The 15,869-nt window shown below is 74.6% G+C and carries 15 protein-coding genes; 7 read left to right on the forward strand and 8 right to left on the reverse strand.

Features of this window, described 5'->3' with window-relative positions; translation table 11 throughout:
- The first annotated feature begins 51 nt into the window (after positions 1–51).
- Positions 52–1,425, forward strand: a complete 1,374-nt coding sequence (locus D7193_RS27930) for a glycosyl hydrolase family 18 protein (protein ID WP_120782620.1) — start codon at positions 52–54, stop codon at positions 1,423–1,425.
- Positions 1,426–1,444: 19 nt separating this feature from the next.
- Here D7193_RS27930 and D7193_RS27935 read toward each other — a convergent pair whose 3' ends face one another.
- Positions 1,445–2,326 carry a winged helix-turn-helix transcriptional regulator gene (locus D7193_RS27935; RefSeq protein WP_120782621.1) on the reverse strand — a complete coding sequence of 294 codons (882 nt, stop codon included), beginning with the start codon at positions 2,324–2,326 and terminating at the stop codon, positions 1,445–1,447.
- A gap of 83 nt (positions 2,327–2,409) precedes the next feature.
- On the opposite strand from D7193_RS27935, the gene D7193_RS27940 reads away from it, so the two are divergent.
- The 3 genes from D7193_RS27940 (at position 2,410) to D7193_RS27950 (ending at position 4,974) form a co-directional block, all read left to right on the forward strand.
- Positions 2,410–3,687 carry an MFS transporter gene (locus D7193_RS27940; protein ID WP_120782622.1) on the forward strand — a complete coding sequence of 426 codons (1,278 nt, stop codon included), beginning with the start codon at positions 2,410–2,412 and terminating at the stop codon, positions 3,685–3,687.
- 65 nt (positions 3,688–3,752) lie between these two features.
- Complete coding sequence (locus tag D7193_RS27945) at positions 3,753–3,983, forward strand: DUF3040 domain-containing protein (protein WP_120782623.1); 231 nt, start codon at positions 3,753–3,755, stop codon at positions 3,981–3,983.
- 70 nt (positions 3,984–4,053) lie between these two features.
- Positions 4,054–4,974 (forward strand): 5'-3' exonuclease, encoded by a 921-nt coding sequence (locus tag D7193_RS27950; protein ID WP_120782624.1) that lies wholly within the window; start codon positions 4,054–4,056, stop codon positions 4,972–4,974.
- Between the two features lie 102 nt (positions 4,975–5,076).
- Here D7193_RS27950 and D7193_RS27955 read toward each other — a convergent pair whose 3' ends face one another.
- The gene (locus D7193_RS27955) at positions 5,077–7,881 is read right to left on the reverse strand and encodes a DEAD/DEAH box helicase (RefSeq protein ID WP_120782625.1); all 2,805 of its coding nucleotides are present in this window, start codon (positions 7,879–7,881) and stop codon (positions 5,077–5,079) included.
- Between the two features lie 86 nt (positions 7,882–7,967).
- Between D7193_RS27955 and D7193_RS27960 the strand changes: the two genes are divergently transcribed.
- Complete coding sequence (locus tag D7193_RS27960; protein WP_120782779.1) at positions 7,968–8,732, forward strand: HAD family hydrolase; 765 nt, start codon at positions 7,968–7,970, stop codon at positions 8,730–8,732.
- 25 nt (positions 8,733–8,757) lie between these two features.
- Here the strand turns inward: D7193_RS27960 and D7193_RS27965 are convergent, their stop codons facing one another.
- The 6 genes from D7193_RS27965 to D7193_RS27990 form a co-directional block, all read right to left on the reverse strand.
- Positions 8,758–9,684, reverse strand: a complete 927-nt coding sequence (locus D7193_RS27965) for a diacylglycerol kinase family protein (protein WP_120782626.1) — start codon at positions 9,682–9,684, stop codon at positions 8,758–8,760.
- A 104-nt stretch (positions 9,685–9,788) separates the two neighbouring features.
- A complete protein-coding gene (gene tatC, locus D7193_RS27970; protein ID WP_120782780.1) occupies positions 9,789–10,682 on the reverse strand; it encodes a twin-arginine translocase subunit TatC in 894 nt (297 codons plus the stop codon).
- A gap of 81 nt (positions 10,683–10,763) precedes the next feature.
- Complete coding sequence (tatA, locus tag D7193_RS27975) at positions 10,764–11,054, reverse strand: Sec-independent protein translocase subunit TatA (protein ID WP_120782627.1); 291 nt, start codon at positions 11,052–11,054, stop codon at positions 10,764–10,766.
- Positions 11,055–11,290: 236 nt separating this feature from the next.
- Positions 11,291–11,539, reverse strand: a complete 249-nt coding sequence (locus D7193_RS27980; RefSeq protein ID WP_120782628.1) for a hypothetical protein — start codon at positions 11,537–11,539, stop codon at positions 11,291–11,293.
- Between the two features lie 10 nt (positions 11,540–11,549).
- Positions 11,550–12,590, reverse strand: a complete 1,041-nt coding sequence (locus tag D7193_RS27985) for a helix-turn-helix transcriptional regulator (protein ID WP_120782629.1) — start codon at positions 12,588–12,590, stop codon at positions 11,550–11,552.
- Positions 12,587–13,585, reverse strand: coding sequence for a helix-turn-helix transcriptional regulator (locus D7193_RS27990; protein ID WP_120782630.1), 999 nt, complete (start codon positions 13,583–13,585; stop codon positions 12,587–12,589). Before D7193_RS27990 ends, D7193_RS27985 begins: the two co-directional genes overlap by 4 nt.
- A 134-nt stretch (positions 13,586–13,719) precedes the next feature.
- On the opposite strand from D7193_RS27990, the gene D7193_RS27995 reads away from it, so the two are divergent.
- The gene (locus tag D7193_RS27995) at positions 13,720–14,718 is read left to right on the forward strand and encodes a cation diffusion facilitator family transporter (protein WP_120782631.1); all 999 of its coding nucleotides are present in this window, start codon (positions 13,720–13,722) and stop codon (positions 14,716–14,718) included.
- A gap of 56 nt (positions 14,719–14,774) precedes the next feature.
- Positions 14,775–15,860 (forward strand): DUF3866 family protein, encoded by a 1,086-nt coding sequence (locus D7193_RS28000; protein ID WP_120782632.1) that lies wholly within the window; start codon positions 14,775–14,777, stop codon positions 15,858–15,860.
- The last annotated feature ends 9 nt before the right edge of the window (positions 15,861–15,869 follow it).

Raw genomic sequence — 15,869 nt, forward strand, 5'->3', positions numbered from 1 at the left:
CGTCGGGCGGTGGTGGCACGGCACCGCAACCCGTCCACGGGAAGGCCCTCGATGTCCTCACCACGTCCCCGCCGCTCGGCCCTCGCGGCCGGCCTGCTCGCGCTGGCCACCGCCGGCGCCACCCTCGCCCTGTCGCCCGCCGCCGCCGAGGCCGCGGTGCTGCCCAACAACTTCAAGAGCGTCGGCTACATGCCGTCCTGGAGCGGCGACGTCAACGCCATCCAGTACGGCAAGCTCACCCACATCAACTACGCCTTCGTGCTCCCCACCAGCAGCGGCGGCCTCAACCCCGTCGAGAACCCCGGCAAGCTCTCCCAGTTGGTGTCGCTCGGGCACGCCAACAACGTCAAGGTGTCCATCGCGATCGGCGGCTGGAACGACGGCAACGACTCCGCGTTCGAAGCGCTGGCCGCGAACTCCGGGACCCGCACCACGTTCGTCAACAACGTGGTCAACTTCGTCAACCAGTACAACCTCGACGGCGTCGACATGGACTGGGAGTACCCGGATCCGGGCACCTCCGCCACCAACTACAGCCTGCTCATGTCCCAGCTCGGCAGCGCCCTGCACAGCCGGGGCAAACTGCTCACCGCCGCCGTGGTCTCCGAGGGCTACTACGTGCAGGGCGTGCCGACCGCCGTGTTCGGCTCCGTCGACTGGCTCAACATCATGGCGTACGACGGCGGCAGCCCGCACGCCAACTACGACTGGTCGATCAACGCGGTGAACGGGTGGAAGGCGCGCGGCCTGCCGGCCGGCAAGGCGGTGCTCGGGGTGCCCTTCTACAGCCGCCCCGGCTACTACACCTACTCGGCGCTCGTGGGCATGGACCCGGCCAACGCCAACCGGGACTGCACCACGGTCGGCGGCGTCCAGCAGTGCTACAACGGCGTCCCGACCGTGAAGCGCAAGACCCAGTGGGCTCTGGCCAACGCCGGCGGGATGATGAACTGGGAACTGTCGCAGGACCGCAACGACGGCACCTCTCTGGTGAGCGCCATCTACGACACCGTGATGGGCGGCGGCACCCCGCCGCCGAGCGGGCGGACCGGCCAGATCACCGGGATCGCCGGCAAATGCGTCGACGTGGCCTCGGCCAGCACCGCCAACGGCACCGCGATCCAGCTCTGGACGTGCAACGGCACCACCGCCCAGCGCTGGACCGTCGGCGGCGACGGCACCCTGCGGGCGCTCGGCAAGTGCGCCGACGTCGCCAGCGGCGGCACGGCCAACGGCACCAAGGTCCAGCTCTGGGACTGCAACGGGAGCGGCGCGCAGGTCTGGCAGGCCCAGTCAAACGGCACGCTGCGCAACCCGCAGTCGAACAAGTGCCTGGACGCCACCGACAACAGCTCCGCCGACGGCACCCGGCTGCAGATCTGGGACTGCTTCGGCGGCGCCAACCAGCGGTGGGTCCTGCCCTGATCCTCGCCGCGGGAGCGGATCAGACCGGCCGGCTACGGTGGACGAGGTCGAGCATCTCGTCCACCGAGCCGGCCGGGTCGGTCACCGGGAACTGGACGGCACGCACGACGGCACCCGGGTCGACGAGCAGGGTCAGCCTCTTGAACCGCTCCACCCCGCCGGCGCGGAACGTCGGCAGGAGCAACCCGGCGGCGAGGCGGCCGTCGGAGTCCGACAGGAGCGGGAACGGAAGCCGGGCGTACGCGGCGAATCCGGCGAGTTGATCCGGCCGCTGGGTGCTCACCCCGCGGACCTCGGCGCCGGCGGCGCGCAGGGCCGGATACCGGTCGGCGTACGTGGTGGACTCCAGCGTGCAGCCGCGCGCACCGGGGATGTCCCCCCAGCCCGGCGGGTAGCCGTCGGCGTCCGGCGCGTACGCCCCGGGGAAGAAGTAGAGGACCGTCCACTCGCCGGCGGCGGACAGCGCGACGGGACGAGTGTCGGCTCCGGCCAGGGCGACCTCCGGCAGCCGCCGCCCGACGAGGCCGTGCACCCGCCGCGCCTCGGGCGAGCCGGCCTCGGCGGTCGCCGTGAGCTCCCCGTCGCCCATCAGGTGCCGCGTCCCCCAGTCCTGCAACGCCATCAGCACCGGGAGCAGGCCCTCGCCCTTGCGGGTGAGCAGGTAGTCGAAGCGCGGCGGGTGCTGCGAGTAGGGCCGCTTCTCGAGCACCCCGTGGGCCACCAGCGCGGCCAGCCGCTCGGTCAGCGCCCGCCGGCTGACCCCCAGCTCGCGCTGGAGCGGGTCGAAGCGGGTCGTCCCGCCGGCGACGTCACGCACGATGAGGAACGTCCACCAGTCGCCGAGGACGCCCAGCGCCTGCGCGATGCCGCAGTCCGCGTCCGCGAGATCCGCCCGCCGCACAGCCCACCTCCGCTGGTCCCGTCCGCTTCGACTATAGTCCGTTTCAAATTGGAACTCGCTGGCTCGTACGGGGACGGGGGCGGATGACGATGGACGTCCGAACGGGAGCCGGGGTGTTCTGGCGCTGGTGGACCGCCGGCACGACCAGCCTGGTCGGGTCGGCGGTCGGCGCCGTGGCGCTACCGCTCACCGCGCTGACCGTGCTCGACGCGAGCCCGTTCGAGATGGGCCTGATCGCCGCGGCGAGCTACGCGGCCTGGATCGTGATCGGCCTGCCCGCCGGAGTCATCGCACAACGACTGCCGCTGCGCGGCACCCAGGTCGGCGCCGACCTGGCCCGGGCGGTGGCCGTCGCCTCCGTCCCGCTCGCCTGGTGGTGGGGCCAGCTCAGCGTCGCCCACCTGGTGGTCACCGCGCTCGTGGTCAGCTTCGCCAACGTGCTGTTCGACGTGGCGAACTCCACCTTCCTGCCGAGCATCGTCGAACGCGAGAAGCTCCAGTCACGCAACAGCCTTACCTCCGCCACCCACGCCGCCACCCAGCTCAGCGGCCCGTCGCTCGGCGGCATCGCCGTACAGGTGCTGGGCGCGGTGCCGACGCTGCTGGTGGACGCGGCCAGCTACCTGATCTCGGCGGCGCTGCTGCGGACCCTGCCGGCCCGCCGGGTCGAGACGCCCGATCGCTGGCCGCCGATGCACGAGTTGATCCGCGAGGGCTGGCGCTTCGTCGCGCGCCATCCGGTGATGGGCCCCAGCATGTGGGCGGCCACCGCGGTCAACTTCGTCTGCGGCGCCCAGCTCGCGCTCTACCCCCTCTACCTGGTCCGCGAGTTGCACGCCCCCGCCGGCCTGGTCGGCGTGCTCCTCGCCGTCGAGGGTGTCGGCTCGCTGCTCGGCGCGACGCTCACCCCGCGGTTCACCGGACGGGTCGGCACGGCCCGCGCGCTGGTCGTCGCCTGCCTGGTGGCCGTCGTCGGGGCGTTCGTCATCCCGCTGGGCTCCGGCTGGCCCGCGTACCTGGCCTTCGCGGTCGGCAACGTGGTCTTCGCCGGCGGCGTCGTGGTGCTCAGCGTGACCACCCGCACCTACCGGCAGACCGCCAGCCCGCCCGAGCTGCTCTCCCGGGTGATGGCCACCGTCCGGTTCGTCTCGTGGGGCGCCATCCCGGTCGGCGGTCTGGTCGCGGGCGCGCTGGCCGGCCTCCTCGGCGCCCGGGTCACGCTGCTGGTGTTCGCCGCCGCGGTCGTCTGCGCCCCGCTGGCACTGCTGCTCTCCCCCGTACGGCGGCTGCGCGACCTCACCGACCACGACCGCGCGGCCGGCGCGGAACCCGAGCGCGACCCGGTTCCGGCTGCCCGCTGACCCAACCGTCGATAGCCTGGTACGGGGTGCCCGCAGCGGCGCCCACGACCCGGGAAGGACCGACGGTGGCCGACGACCCGAACCGGCACGCGACGCGCCGGCGACGGCAGCTGTGGGCCGGTGTGCTCGCCCTCGCCGGCCTCGTGCTGCTGGTCGTCGGGCTGACGGTGGCCCATGGTGTCGCGGCCTGGATCGAGGTCGTCGTCGCGGTCGTCCTCCTGCTCACCAGCTACCTGGTGCAGACCCTGGCCCGCCGGGAGACGGTCTACCGCGGCCGCGGCGACGACCGGCGCTGACCGGACCACGCCGGCCCACCCGTACGTGGGGTGCTGTCGTTCGTCGGTGGGCTGTGCCAGGCTGTCCCGCGTGGCACACCGACCCCCGATCCTGCTGATCGACTCCCCGAGCCTCTACTTCCGGGCCTACTTCGGGATCCCCGAGTCCGCGGCCCGGGCCGAGGACGGCACCCCGGTCAACGCGGTGCGCGGCTTCCTCGACATGCTCGCGACCCTGATCCGCACCCGCCGGCCCGACCGGATGGTCTGCGCGCTGGACCACGACTGGCGGCCCGAGTGGCGGGTGGCGCTGCTGCCGTCGTACAAGGCGCACCGGCTGGCCCCCGAGGGCGGCGAGGTGGTGCCCGACACGCTCACCCCGCAGGTTCCGGTGATCCTCGACGTGCTCGCCGCGATCGGCATCACCACCACGGGTGCGGCCGGCTACGAGGCCGACGACGTGCTCGGCACCCTCTCGGTCACCCAACCGGCCCCGGTCGAGGTGGTCTCCGGCGACCGCGACCTGTTCCAGCTGGTCGACGACGACCGGCCGGTCCGCCTGCTCTACGTGGGGCGGGGCGTCGCCAAGCTGGAGGCCTGCGACGACGCCGCGGTCCGCACCCGCTACGGCGTACCCGCCAACCGCTACGCCGACTTCGCGGCCCTCCGCGGCGACCCGAGCGACGGGCTGCCCGGCGTGCCCGGCGTGGGCGAGAAGACGGCCGCGCGTCTCATCGAGCGCTACGGCGACCTCGCCGGCATCCTCACCGCTCTCGACGATCCCCGGTCCGGTTTCGCCCCTGGCCTACGCGCCAAGCTCGCCGGCGCCCGCGACTACCTGGCGGTGGCCCCGAAGGTCGTCCGGGTGGCCCTGGACGTGCCCCTGCCGGACCTGCCCACCGCCCTGCCGAGCGCACCGGTCGACCCGGAGGGCCTGCTGGACCTCGCCCGCCGCTGGAACCTCGCCGGCTCGACGCGCCGGCTGGTCGACGCGCTCGCCGAACACCCCTGACGCCCGTCGCGCCGCGCGGCCCCGCGGCTGACCGCCGGTCGGCCGGTCACCGGCTCGAGCCGCGCCGGCCGCCGGTCGGCCGCCATCGGCCCGCGGGCCCTGTCAGGCGGCGGCGTGGTAGGCGAGCACCCCGCGGTTGACCGCGGCGATCGCCTGCCGGGCGGTGGAGCGCAGGTCGGGCGACGCGCCACCGGAGTCGGCGAGCTGGCCGAGCAGGTCGACCACCTGCCGCGCCCAGCGCACGAAGTCGCCGGCCGGCATCTCGCCGTCGATCTCGTGCCCGCTCGCGAGCACCTTGGCGAGCGCCTCGCCCCGCGCCCACCGGTAGATCGGCCAGGCGAACCCCAGGTCCGGCTCCCGGGTCACCGCGAGGCCCCGGGCGGCCTCGTCCGCCTCGATGTCGCTCCACAGCTTCAACGTCTCGTCCACCGAGTCGGACACCGGCCCGCGCGGCACCGACGCCCGCTCGTCGACGTCCCGGCGCGCCTCGAAGACCACGACCGAGACGGCGGCCGCCAGCTCGGCCGGGGACAGCCCGTCCCAGACGCCGCGACGCAGGCACTCGGCGACCAGCAGGTCCGCCTCGGTCCAGATCCGGCCCAGCATCCGGCCGGCGTCGGTGACCTCGCCGTCGGCGCTGAGGTAGCCCCGCGCGGTGAGCAGCGCGACGATCCGGTCGAAGGTGCGGGCCAGCGATCCGGTCCGCCCCGACACCCGCTGGCGCAGCTCCTCGGTGTCCCGTTCCAGCCGGCGTCGCCGCTCCGCCCAACGGGCGTGCTCCTCCCGGTCCGGGCAGGCGTGACAGGGGTGCCGGCGCAGCTCGGAGCGGAGCTGGCTGAGCCGGTGGTCCTCGCCGACCGGCTGGCGGGACCGACCGCCCCGCCGCCCGGCGTGCCGGTCCAGCCCGGTGCCGCTCACCGCTGCCGCCAAGTCACGGCGGGCGGCCGGCGAGCGGTGGTTGAAGTGCTTGGGTACGCGGATCCGCGCGAGCACCTCGGCGGGGGTCGTGAAGTCGCTGGGGCTGACTCGCCCCGCCCACCGGTCCTGGGTGAGCACCAGCGGCCGCGGCTCGCCGAACCCACCGGTCGCCGGGTCCAGCACCACGGCCAGCCCGGCCCGGCGCCCGGACGGCACCCGGATCACGTCACCCACCCGGAGCCGCTCCAGCGACGCCACGGCCGCGGCCTTGCGCTGGGTCTGCCCCTGCCGGGCCAGCGCCCGCTCCCGGTCCGCGATCGCCACCCGCAGGGCGAAGTACTCGTCGAAGTCGCCGTGGTGGCAGGCGGCCTCCGCGCCGTACGCCTCGATCGTCTCGGTGTTGCGCTGCACCTGCCGCGCCAGGCCGACCACCGAACGGTCCGCCTGGAACTGGGCGAACGACGACTCCAGCAACGCCCGGGCGGGCTCCGCGCCGACCGACCCGACCAGGTTGACGGCCATGTTGTACGACGGCCGGAAGCTGGACCGCAGCGGGTACGTGCGGGTGGAGGCCAGCCCGGCCACGTGCCGCGGGTCGGTCTCCGGGGACCACACCACCACGGCGTGCCCCTCGACGTCGATGCCGCGGCGGCCGGCCCGGCCGGTGAGCTGCGTGTACTCCCCCGGGGTGAGGTCGACGTGCGCCTCGCCGTTGTACTTCACCAGGCGTTCGAGGACCACACAGCGCGCCGGCATGTTGATACCCAGCGCCAGGGTCTCGGTGGCGAAGACCGCCTTGACGAGGCCCCGGACGAACAGCTCCTCGACGACCTCCTTGAACGCCGGCAGCATGCCCGCGTGGTGGGCGGCGAGGCCGCGCTCCAGGCCGTCGAGCCACTCCCAGTAGCCGAGGACCGACAGGTCCTCGCCGGGGATCGCGGTGACCCGCGACTCGACCACCCGGCGGATCTCCGCCCGCTCCTCCGGCGAGGTCAGCCGCAGGCCCGCGGCGAGGCACTGCTGCACGGCGGCGTCGCAGCCGGCCCGGCTGAAGATGAACAGGATGGCCGGGAGCAGACCCTCCCGGTCCAGCCGCTCGACGATGTCCGGACGCATGGGCCCACGCCAGCGCGGCCCGCGGCGCCCGCCGCCCGGCCCGGCGCTGCGCCCCTCACCCAGCTCCAGGCGGCGCATCGTGTCCCGCGTGTAGCGCAGCAGCTCCGGGTGCACGTCGTGCTTGCGGGCCGCGTCGGCGTCGTGGAACAGGTCGAACATCCGCTTGCCGACCAGCATGTGCTGCCACAGCGGCACCGGCCGGTGCTCGCTGACCACCACGGCCGTCTCACCGCGCACGGTGACCAGCCAGTCGGCGAACTCCTCGGCGTTGGACACGGTGGCCGACAGGGACACCAGCGTCACCGAGGCGGGCAAATGGATGATCACCTCTTCCCACACGCCGCCCCGGAACCGGTCGGCCAGGTAGTGCACCTCGTCCATCACCACGTACGCCAGGCCCTCGAGGGTGGCCGACCCGGCGTAGAGCATGTTGCGCAGCACCTCGGTGGTCATGACCACCACCGGCGCGTCGCCGTTGATCGCGTTGTCGCCGGTGAGCAGGCCGACCTGCTCGGCGCCGTACCGGTCCACCAGGTCGTGGTACTTCTGGTTCGACAGCGCCTTGATCGGCGTCGTGTAGAAGCACTTGCGCCGGCCGCCACCCGCCGGGGGCGGGGCCTCCGCGCCGCCGGCCGGGGCCGGGGCTCCGCGCAGGGCCAGGTGGACGGCGAACTCGCCGACGACCGTCTTGCCGGCGCCCGTGGGAGCGCACACGAGCACGCCGCTGCCCCGCTCCAGCGACTGACACGCCTCCCGCTGGAAGTCGTCGAGATCGAACCCCAGGTCAAGGGCGAACTCTTCCAGCGCCGGAAACTCGGAGGCCTGTGCGGCCCGGCGGCGCGCCGCGGCGTACCGCTCGGCGGGGCTCGACATGTCCCCAAGATTAATCGGTACGGCCGGCCGCCACCGGACAAGGCCATCCGGCAGGACGGTCGGAGCGGGTCGGTAGGGTGCACGACGTGCCGGATCAACCCGAACCGCCCCACGCCTCCCGCGACGCCGACGGCACCGTCGGCCCGGTCCCGTCCCGTCGACCGGTGGAGGCGGTGCTCTTCGACTTCCACGGCACCCTCGCCCAGGTGGAGGACCCCCGGGCCTGGGTGCTGGCCGCCGCCGCGACGTGCGGCGTCGAGCTGGACCCGGTCCGCGCCACAGCGCTCGCCGACCGGCTGCTCACCGCCGGCCGGGCCGGCGGGCCGCTGCCCGCCCGGGTACCGCCCCGGCTGGCCGAGCTGTGGGCCGACCGGGACCTCTACGAGCACGCCCACCGGGGCGCGTACACCGGCCTGGCCGAGACGGTCGACGCCGGCATCGAGGGGTTCGCCGACGCGCTGTACGAGCGGGTGCTGGTGCCCGAGGGCTGGGTGCCCTACCCGGACACGGGCGACGTGCTGGCCACGCTGCGCGCCGCCGGCGTGAAGGTCGCCGTGGTCAGCAACATCGGCTTCGACCTCCGCCCGCTGTTCCACGCGTGGAAGCTCGACGCGCTGATCGACGCGTACGTGCTGTCGTACGAGGTGGGGCGCTGCAAGCCGGACCCGGGCATCTTCCTGCGGGCGTGCGGGATGCTCGGCGTCGACCCGGAGCAGACGCTCATGGTGGGCGACACGCCCGCCGACGCCGGCGCGGTGAAGGCCGGCTGCGCGGTGCTCGTGCTGCCCTGCGCGGACGCCGGCCACCCCAACGGTCTCGGCGCGGTGCTCGACCTCGCCCTGCGGGGCTGAGCCGGCCCACCGGGCGGGGCACGGGTCACCGCAGCAGCCGCAGCGCCCCCGGCTCGGCCGTGACGGTCACCGGCAGGCCCAGTGCCCGCTCGCCGTCGGCGTACGTGGTGATGCCCTCCGCGGCCAGCTCCACGGTCCGCACCCGGTAGCTGGTCACCAGCGGGTGCCGCACGTGGGTGCCCTGGTAGATGCTCGGCTTCACCCGGATCAGGGTGCGGCGGTCGAACCGGCCGCCCACCACCACGTCGAGCAGCCCGTCGGCCGGGTCGGCGTCCGGGCAGATCCGCATCCCGCCGCCGTAGCTGGGGCAGTTGCCCACCGCCACCAGCACCGCGTCGACCTCGTGCGGCTCGCCGTCGAGGCACAGCTTGTACCGCCGCGGCCGCAACCGGGCCAGCTCCACGAGGATCGCCAGGTCGTACCGCCGGGGCCCGCGCGGCCAGCGCATCCGGTTGGCGCGCTCGTTGACGATCGCGTCGAACCCCGCGGCGAGCACCGCCCCGTACCAGCGCGGCGGCTCCGCGGGGCTGTTCAGCCGGGCCAGGTCCACGGGCCGGGCGCGGTCGGCGCGCAGCGCCCCGGCGATCACCTCGGCGGCGGCGAGGGGGTCCGGCGGGTAGCCGGTGTCGGTGGCGAAGTCGTTTCCGGTGCCCGCCGGCACCGGGCCGAACGGGACCGGGGTGCCGGCGACCGCCTGCAACGCGCGGTGCACGGTGCCGTCCCCGCCGACCGCGACCAGCGCGGCCACGCCGCCGGCCACCGCGGCGTGACACACCGCCTCGGCCTGCTCGGCGCTGTACGCCTCCAGCAGCCGCACCTCCCGGCCCGCGCTGGCGAGCCGGGACAGCAGCGCCGGCAGCAGAGCGCGGTGCCGGCCCCGTCCGGCGGTCGGGTTCGCGAGCACCGCGACGGGGCCGTCGGGATCGACGGAGGGGTGATCTTCTGCGGTCACGGCGAGAACCTACCGCTACGACAGACGCCGCCCGGTGCGGGCGGCGTCCGTGCGTCAGCGTGTCGTACGACCGCTCCGGCGGGTGCCGGCGCGGTGACGAGGGGTCAGGTCATGTCGTCGTACCGGCGCTCGATCGGCGCCGGGGCGGCGATCGGGTCCGGTGCGGCGATCGGCTCGGTCGCGTCGACCCGCTGGGCCGCCTCGACCGGCTCCGGGTCGAGGTCCAGCGGCGACACCTCGTCGTCGGCGATCCCCGCGTAGACCTCCCGACCGCGACCGCGCCGCCGGTCGTTGATGAACGCGACACCCACCGCGCCGAAGTACAGCGCGGAGAGGCAGACCGCGAGGGCGGTCATGCCGAACGGGTCCGGTGTCGGGGTGACCACCGCGGAGAACGCGAAGAACACGAAGATCGCCACCCGCCACCAGCTGAGCAGCCGCTTCGCGCTGGCCAGGCCGACGAAGTTGAGCATCAGCACGATCAGCGGGAACTCGAACGCCACCCCGAACAGCAGGATCAGGTTGGTGACGAACGAGATGTAGCGGGTGACCTCAAGGTTGGTCGCGATGTCCGGCCCGGAGATGTTCAGCAGGAACTCGAGACCCTTGGTGGTCACGAAGAACGCCAGCACCGCGCCCGCGGCGAACAGCGGCGCCGCGAGGGCGGTGAAGACGTACGCGTAGCGCCGCTCGTGCCGGTGCAGGCCGGGTGCGATGAACGCCCAGAGCTGGTAGAGCCAGATCGGCGCGGCGAGGATCAGACCCACCCAGAGCCCGATCTTCAGGTTGAGCAGGAAGACGTCCGCGACGCCCAGCTGCACGAACTTGCAGAGGCCGGTGGCCGGGTCGGTCGACTGGGGCAGGTCACAGTACGGCTTGGAGAGCAGCACCCGGACCTTTTCGGCGAGGAAGATGCCCACACCGAAGCCGATCAGGATCGCCAGCGAGGCGCGGAACAGCCGGGTGCGCAGCTCCCGGATGTGCTCGATGAGGGTCATCGAGCCGTCGGCGGCCCGCTGGAAGTTGCTCGGGCCGCGCTTGCGCAGCGCGAAGGCCGCCACGGTCTTCGGGCCCCTCGGTCAGTTGTCGCGGACGCGCTGCACCGGGTCGACGACCGGCTGCTGCGGCGGGGCCTGGTACGTGGCCTGCGGCTGCTGGGCGGCCTGCGGCGGCAGCGGCTGGTAGCCGGACTGCGCGTCGGCCTTCTCGGCCAGGTCGCGGTCGTCGTCGTGCAGGCTCTTCGTCTCCGCCTTGATGATCCGCAGGGACCGGCCCAGCGAGCGGGCCGCGTCGGGGAGCCGCTTCGCGCCGAAGAGCAGGATCAGCACGACCACGAGTACGGCGATGTGCCACGGCTTGAGGGCACCCATGGGAAGCTCCAGTCGCTTGTGAGACAGCAGGGGTGTAACGGACCCCCATCGTACGTGCGTATCGGTCCGATGCCACCCACCGGCCGGTGCACGTTCGCCCCGGCCGGTGAAGTCTTGACCAACCCGGAGTGTCCCGTCAACCACCCTCGGACGTTCGATCCTGCGCGCGGCGGCGCCGGATCACGCAACCACGCGACGGCGGTCGATCAACGCGGCGGCCCGACGCGACGGCGGGGTCAGCCGCGCCGCTTGGCCTTGATCAGCTCGACCCGCCGTTGGGTGGCGGCGAGCCGGTCCTGGAGGGCCTCGGCGCGTTCCTGCAGCGCCTCGGCCGACCCGGCCAGCGCCTGTGCCTCCGCCTGGCGGCGCTGCAACGCCACCGCGGCCCGGTGCAGCGCGGGCAGCCGGGTCAGCACCGCCCGGACGGCCACGGCGAGCACCACGAGGGCGAGCAGCACCACGGCGAGCACGATCCACGTCAGCACGGCGGTCAGCCTACCGGGGGCCGGCGGCCACCGCCGGGTCGGCGGTGGCGGGTCCGGGATCCCGGCGGGCGGCGGGCGCGGGCCGGGCGTACGCGTCCAGTGCCGCCGTGGCGGCCGCCCGGACCTGTTCGGCCAGCTCGGCGGGGGCGACCACGGCCACGTCCGGGCCCAGCCCCAGCACGAACCGGCGCGCCCAGTTCAGGTCGGTCACCCGCAGCGAGACCAACCACTGGTCGCCGTCGCCGGCCTCGACCCGCTCGCACGGGTAGTACTCGGTGATCCACCGTTCGCCGCGACCGATCCGCAGGGTGATGAGCGGCAGGTCCGGCGAGGGGCGGAACACTCCGTCGGTCACGTCGTGCGGGCGGGCCTGCGGCGGCACGACGGCCGGCTCGTCGAGCGCGGCGACCGCGTCGATCCGGTCGGCCCGGAACATCCGGACCGCCTCGGCACGCCGGCACCAGGCCTCCACGTACGCCCGGCCGCCGACCATCAGCATCCGCAGCGGGTCGATGGTGCGTTCGGTCGTCTCGTCCCGGGCCGCCGTGTAGTAGGTGATCCGCAGCGCCCGGCCGCCCTCCACGGCGGCGCGCAGCTCCTCGACCCGCCGCGTGTCCGCCGGCAGCCGCACCTCCACCGGCGCGCCCACGAGGTCACCGGCCGCGCTCTCGATCTTGGCGAGTGCCCGTTCGACGGCCTCCCGGTTGGTCACCCCCGGCGTCTCGGCCAGCATCCGCAGGGCCACCACCAGCGCGAGCGCCTCGTCCGGGGTGAGCCGCAGCGGCCGGTCGATGCCGGCGTCGTAGGTGATGGTCACCCGGTCGCCGTCGAACGCCATGTCGATGAGGTCGCCCGGCCCGTACCCGGGCAACCCGCAGACCCAGAGCAGCTCCAGGTCCTCCCGCAGCTGCCGTTCGGTGACGCCCAGGTCACCGGCCGCCTCGGCGATCTCGATGCCGGGGCGGGCCAGCAGGTACGGCACGAGGTTGAGCAGCCGGGCCAGCCGGTCGGCGGACGCGCGGGAGCCGCCGCGGGCGGCGGGGCGGGTCACCGGTGCCCCCCGGCGGTGGCCAGGTCGTCGTGCCGGACGGCGATCTCCTTGAGGCGCTGGATGATCGCCTCCCGGAGTTCGGGCGGGTCCAGTACCCGGACGTCCGGGCCGTAGCCGACCAGGTGGCCGGCGAGCCAGTCGAGGTCGGCGTAGGGCAGGACCAACCGGTCGCCGTCCGGCCCGGCGCTGACCTCCACCGCCCAGCGGCGCAGCCCGGCGGCGCGGCCCGGCGCGGCGAGCACCACGGCCCGCCCGGTGCGCTCCACCGGCCCGGACCAGCGCGCGACGTGGCTGATCAGGTCGACACCCGCGGGCGGCTCGTAGGCGCCGGGGTCGCCGGTCACGCGTACCGGGCCGACCACCCGGGAGAGCCGGAAGCAGCGGGTCGCCTCCCGGTCCAGGTCGTGGCCGACCACGTACCAGCGGCCCCGCCAGCACACCACGCCCCACGGCTGGAGCCGGCGCCGGGTCGGGGCGTCGCGGTCGGGCACCCGGTAGTCGAAGCCGACCTCCCGGCGGTCGCGGGCGGCGGCGGTCAGCGGCGCGAACGCCGGGTCGACGGTCACCATCGGCTCCAGGCCGAGCGTGGCCTGCGGGTCGACGTCCACACCGGCGGCGCGCAGCTTGGCCAGCCCCGACGACGCGGCGGCGGCCAGGCCGGCGTGCTGCCAGAGCCGGGCCGCGATGCCCACCGCGGCCGCCTCGTCCGGTTCGAGCGGGATGTCCGGCAGGGCGTACTCCCGCGGGGCGATCCGGTAGCCGGGCTCGGCGTCGAAGACACTCGCCGTGCCGGTCTCCAGCGGGACCCCGAGCTCGCGCAGCTCGGCCTTGTCCCGCTCGAACTTGCGCTGGAACGCCTCGTGGTCACGCGCGTCGTCCGGGTCGTGCTCGTAGCCGGGCACGGTCGCGGCGATCTGCGCGGCGGTGAGGAACCGGCGCGTGGAGAGCAGACAGATCACCAGGTTGACCAGGCGTTCGGTACGGGTCCGGGACACGGGTAGACGCTAGCAGCCGACGCGCCGGGCACGTGCACCCACGCGGGCGCGGCGGGCCGTGGATGCGAATGGCGCACCAACCCGCCTGGAGCGCTCGCCCGGCGGGCCGCCGCCCGCGGCCATAGGGTTTCCCCATGTCCCAGCCGGAGGTCAAGTCCGAGAGCGTCGGCACGGTCGTCGTCGCCGGCTCCGCGAACCTCGCCATCGCGGCGGCCAAGCTGTTCGCCGGTCTGATCTCCGGGTCCGCGTCGATGCTCTCGGAGGCCGCGCACTCGGTGGCCGACACCACCACCGAGGTGCTGCTGTTCCTGGCCCTGCGGCGCGGCGCGCGCCCGGCCGACGCCCGGCACCCGTTCGGGTACGGCAAGGAGAGCTACGTCTGGGCCTTCTTCGCGGCCCTGTTCACGTTCGTGGCCGGCGCCGGCTTCGCGATCACCCACGGCATCACCACGATCCTCGTGCACGAACACAGCGGCAACTACCTCGTCTCGTACGTGGTGCTGGCCGTCTCGTTCGCCATCGAGTCGGTGTCCCTGGCCCGGGCGGCGCGCCAGGTGCACCGGGAGTCCCGCCGCTGGCGGACCACGCCGTGGCGCTACCTGCGGCTGACCGCCGACACCACGCTCAAGGCGGTCTTCCTGGAGGACAGCGCGGCCCTCATCGGTCTGCTCCTGGCCGGGGCCGGGGTCGGCCTGTCCGAACTCACCGGCGACGAGCTGTGGGACGGTGTGGCCTCGGTCCTCATCGGCGTGCTGCTGCTCGCCGTCGCCGCGACCCTCGCGTACACCAACCTCTCGCTGCTGGTCGGCCGCGCCGTGCCGGAGCGGCTGCGCCGCGAGATGGAGCTGTCGCTGGCCGGGCTGCCCGAGGTGAACCGCATCGACACGCTGTTCACCATGCAGCTCGGCCCGATGGACATCCTGGTCGCCGCGAAGGTCGACTTCCGCGACGACGCCACCGGCGCCGCCATCGAGGCCACCGCCGACGAGGCGGAGCGGCGGCTGCGCGAACGCTACCCGGAGATCCGGTACCTGTTCCTCGACCCGACCGGCGCGCTGCCCGCCCCCGAGCACCGGGCCGGCCGGGAGCCGGAACCACCGGCCGGGGACGGCACGGTCGACCCCGGTCTCTGACCCGCGTCGCGGCCCCGCGCGCGGCGTCCGACGGCCACGCCGCTAGCGTGCCGGTCATGGTGCGATGGCGGTCCGGGACGGTGGCGGCGCTGCGACGGCAGTGGGCCGGCGCGGTGGAACTGGACGTGACACTGCCCGACGGCGCGACCATGCGGGCACTGGCCTACCCCCACCTGGTCGGCCACCCCGAGCCCGGCGACCGCGTGCTGCTCAACGTCGGCGCGCTGCTCATGGGCCTGGGCACCGGCGGCTACGCCCTCGTGGTGGCGCTGCCGGACCGGTTGCCGCCCGACCCGCCGCAGGCCGGTGACACGCGCGACGCCGGGCACCTGGTCAAGGCGCGCTACACCCCGCTGCAGCCGATCCTGCTCGGCGTCGACGAGGAGGCCTCGCCGCACCGCGCCGTGCTGGAGGCGGCCGAGGACCTCGCCGGCCTGCCCGTGGTCACCGCCGACCTGCACTCGGCGCTGCCGGCGATCCTCGCCGGCATCCGCGCCGACGCGCCGCGGGCCCGGGTCGCGTACGTGCTCACCGACGGCGGGGCGCTGCCGGCGTGGTTCTCCCGCACCCTGGCGGCGCTCCGCGACGAGCTGGCCGGCACGATCAGCGTCGGGCAGGCCTTCGGCGGCGACCTCGAGGCGAGCACCCTGCACACCGGGCTGCTCGCGGCCCGCCACGTGCTCCACGCCGACGTGGCGATCGTGGCGCAGGGCCCGGGCAACCTGGGCACCGGCACCCGCTGGGGGTTCACCGGCGTGGCGGTCGGCGAGGCGGTCAACGCGGTCGCCGCGCTGGGCGGCCGGCCGGTCGGCTCGCTGCGCGTGTCGTCCGCCGACCCCCGCCCCCGGCACCGTGGCGTGTCCCACCACAGCCTCACGGCGTACGGCCGGGTGGCGCTGGCCCCCGCGGAGCTGGTGCTGCCCGACGACCTCGACCCGGCGCTCGCCGCCGAGATGGACGCGGCGCTGGCGCCGCTCGCGGCCCGGCACCGGATCGTCCGGGTGTCCACCGACGGATTGGACGCCGCGCTGCGGGCGAGCACGGTGCCGCTGTCCACCATGGGCCGGGGCCTGGACGCGGACCACGCGTACTTCCTCACCGCCGCGGCCGCCGGGCGGCACGCCGCCGCGCTGGTGGGCTAGGCCGGGCCG

It is taken from the genome of Micromonospora costi (genome assembly GCF_003626655.1).
In the GTDB taxonomy this organism is placed as follows: domain Bacteria; phylum Actinomycetota; class Actinomycetes; order Mycobacteriales; family Micromonosporaceae; genus Micromonospora; species Micromonospora costi.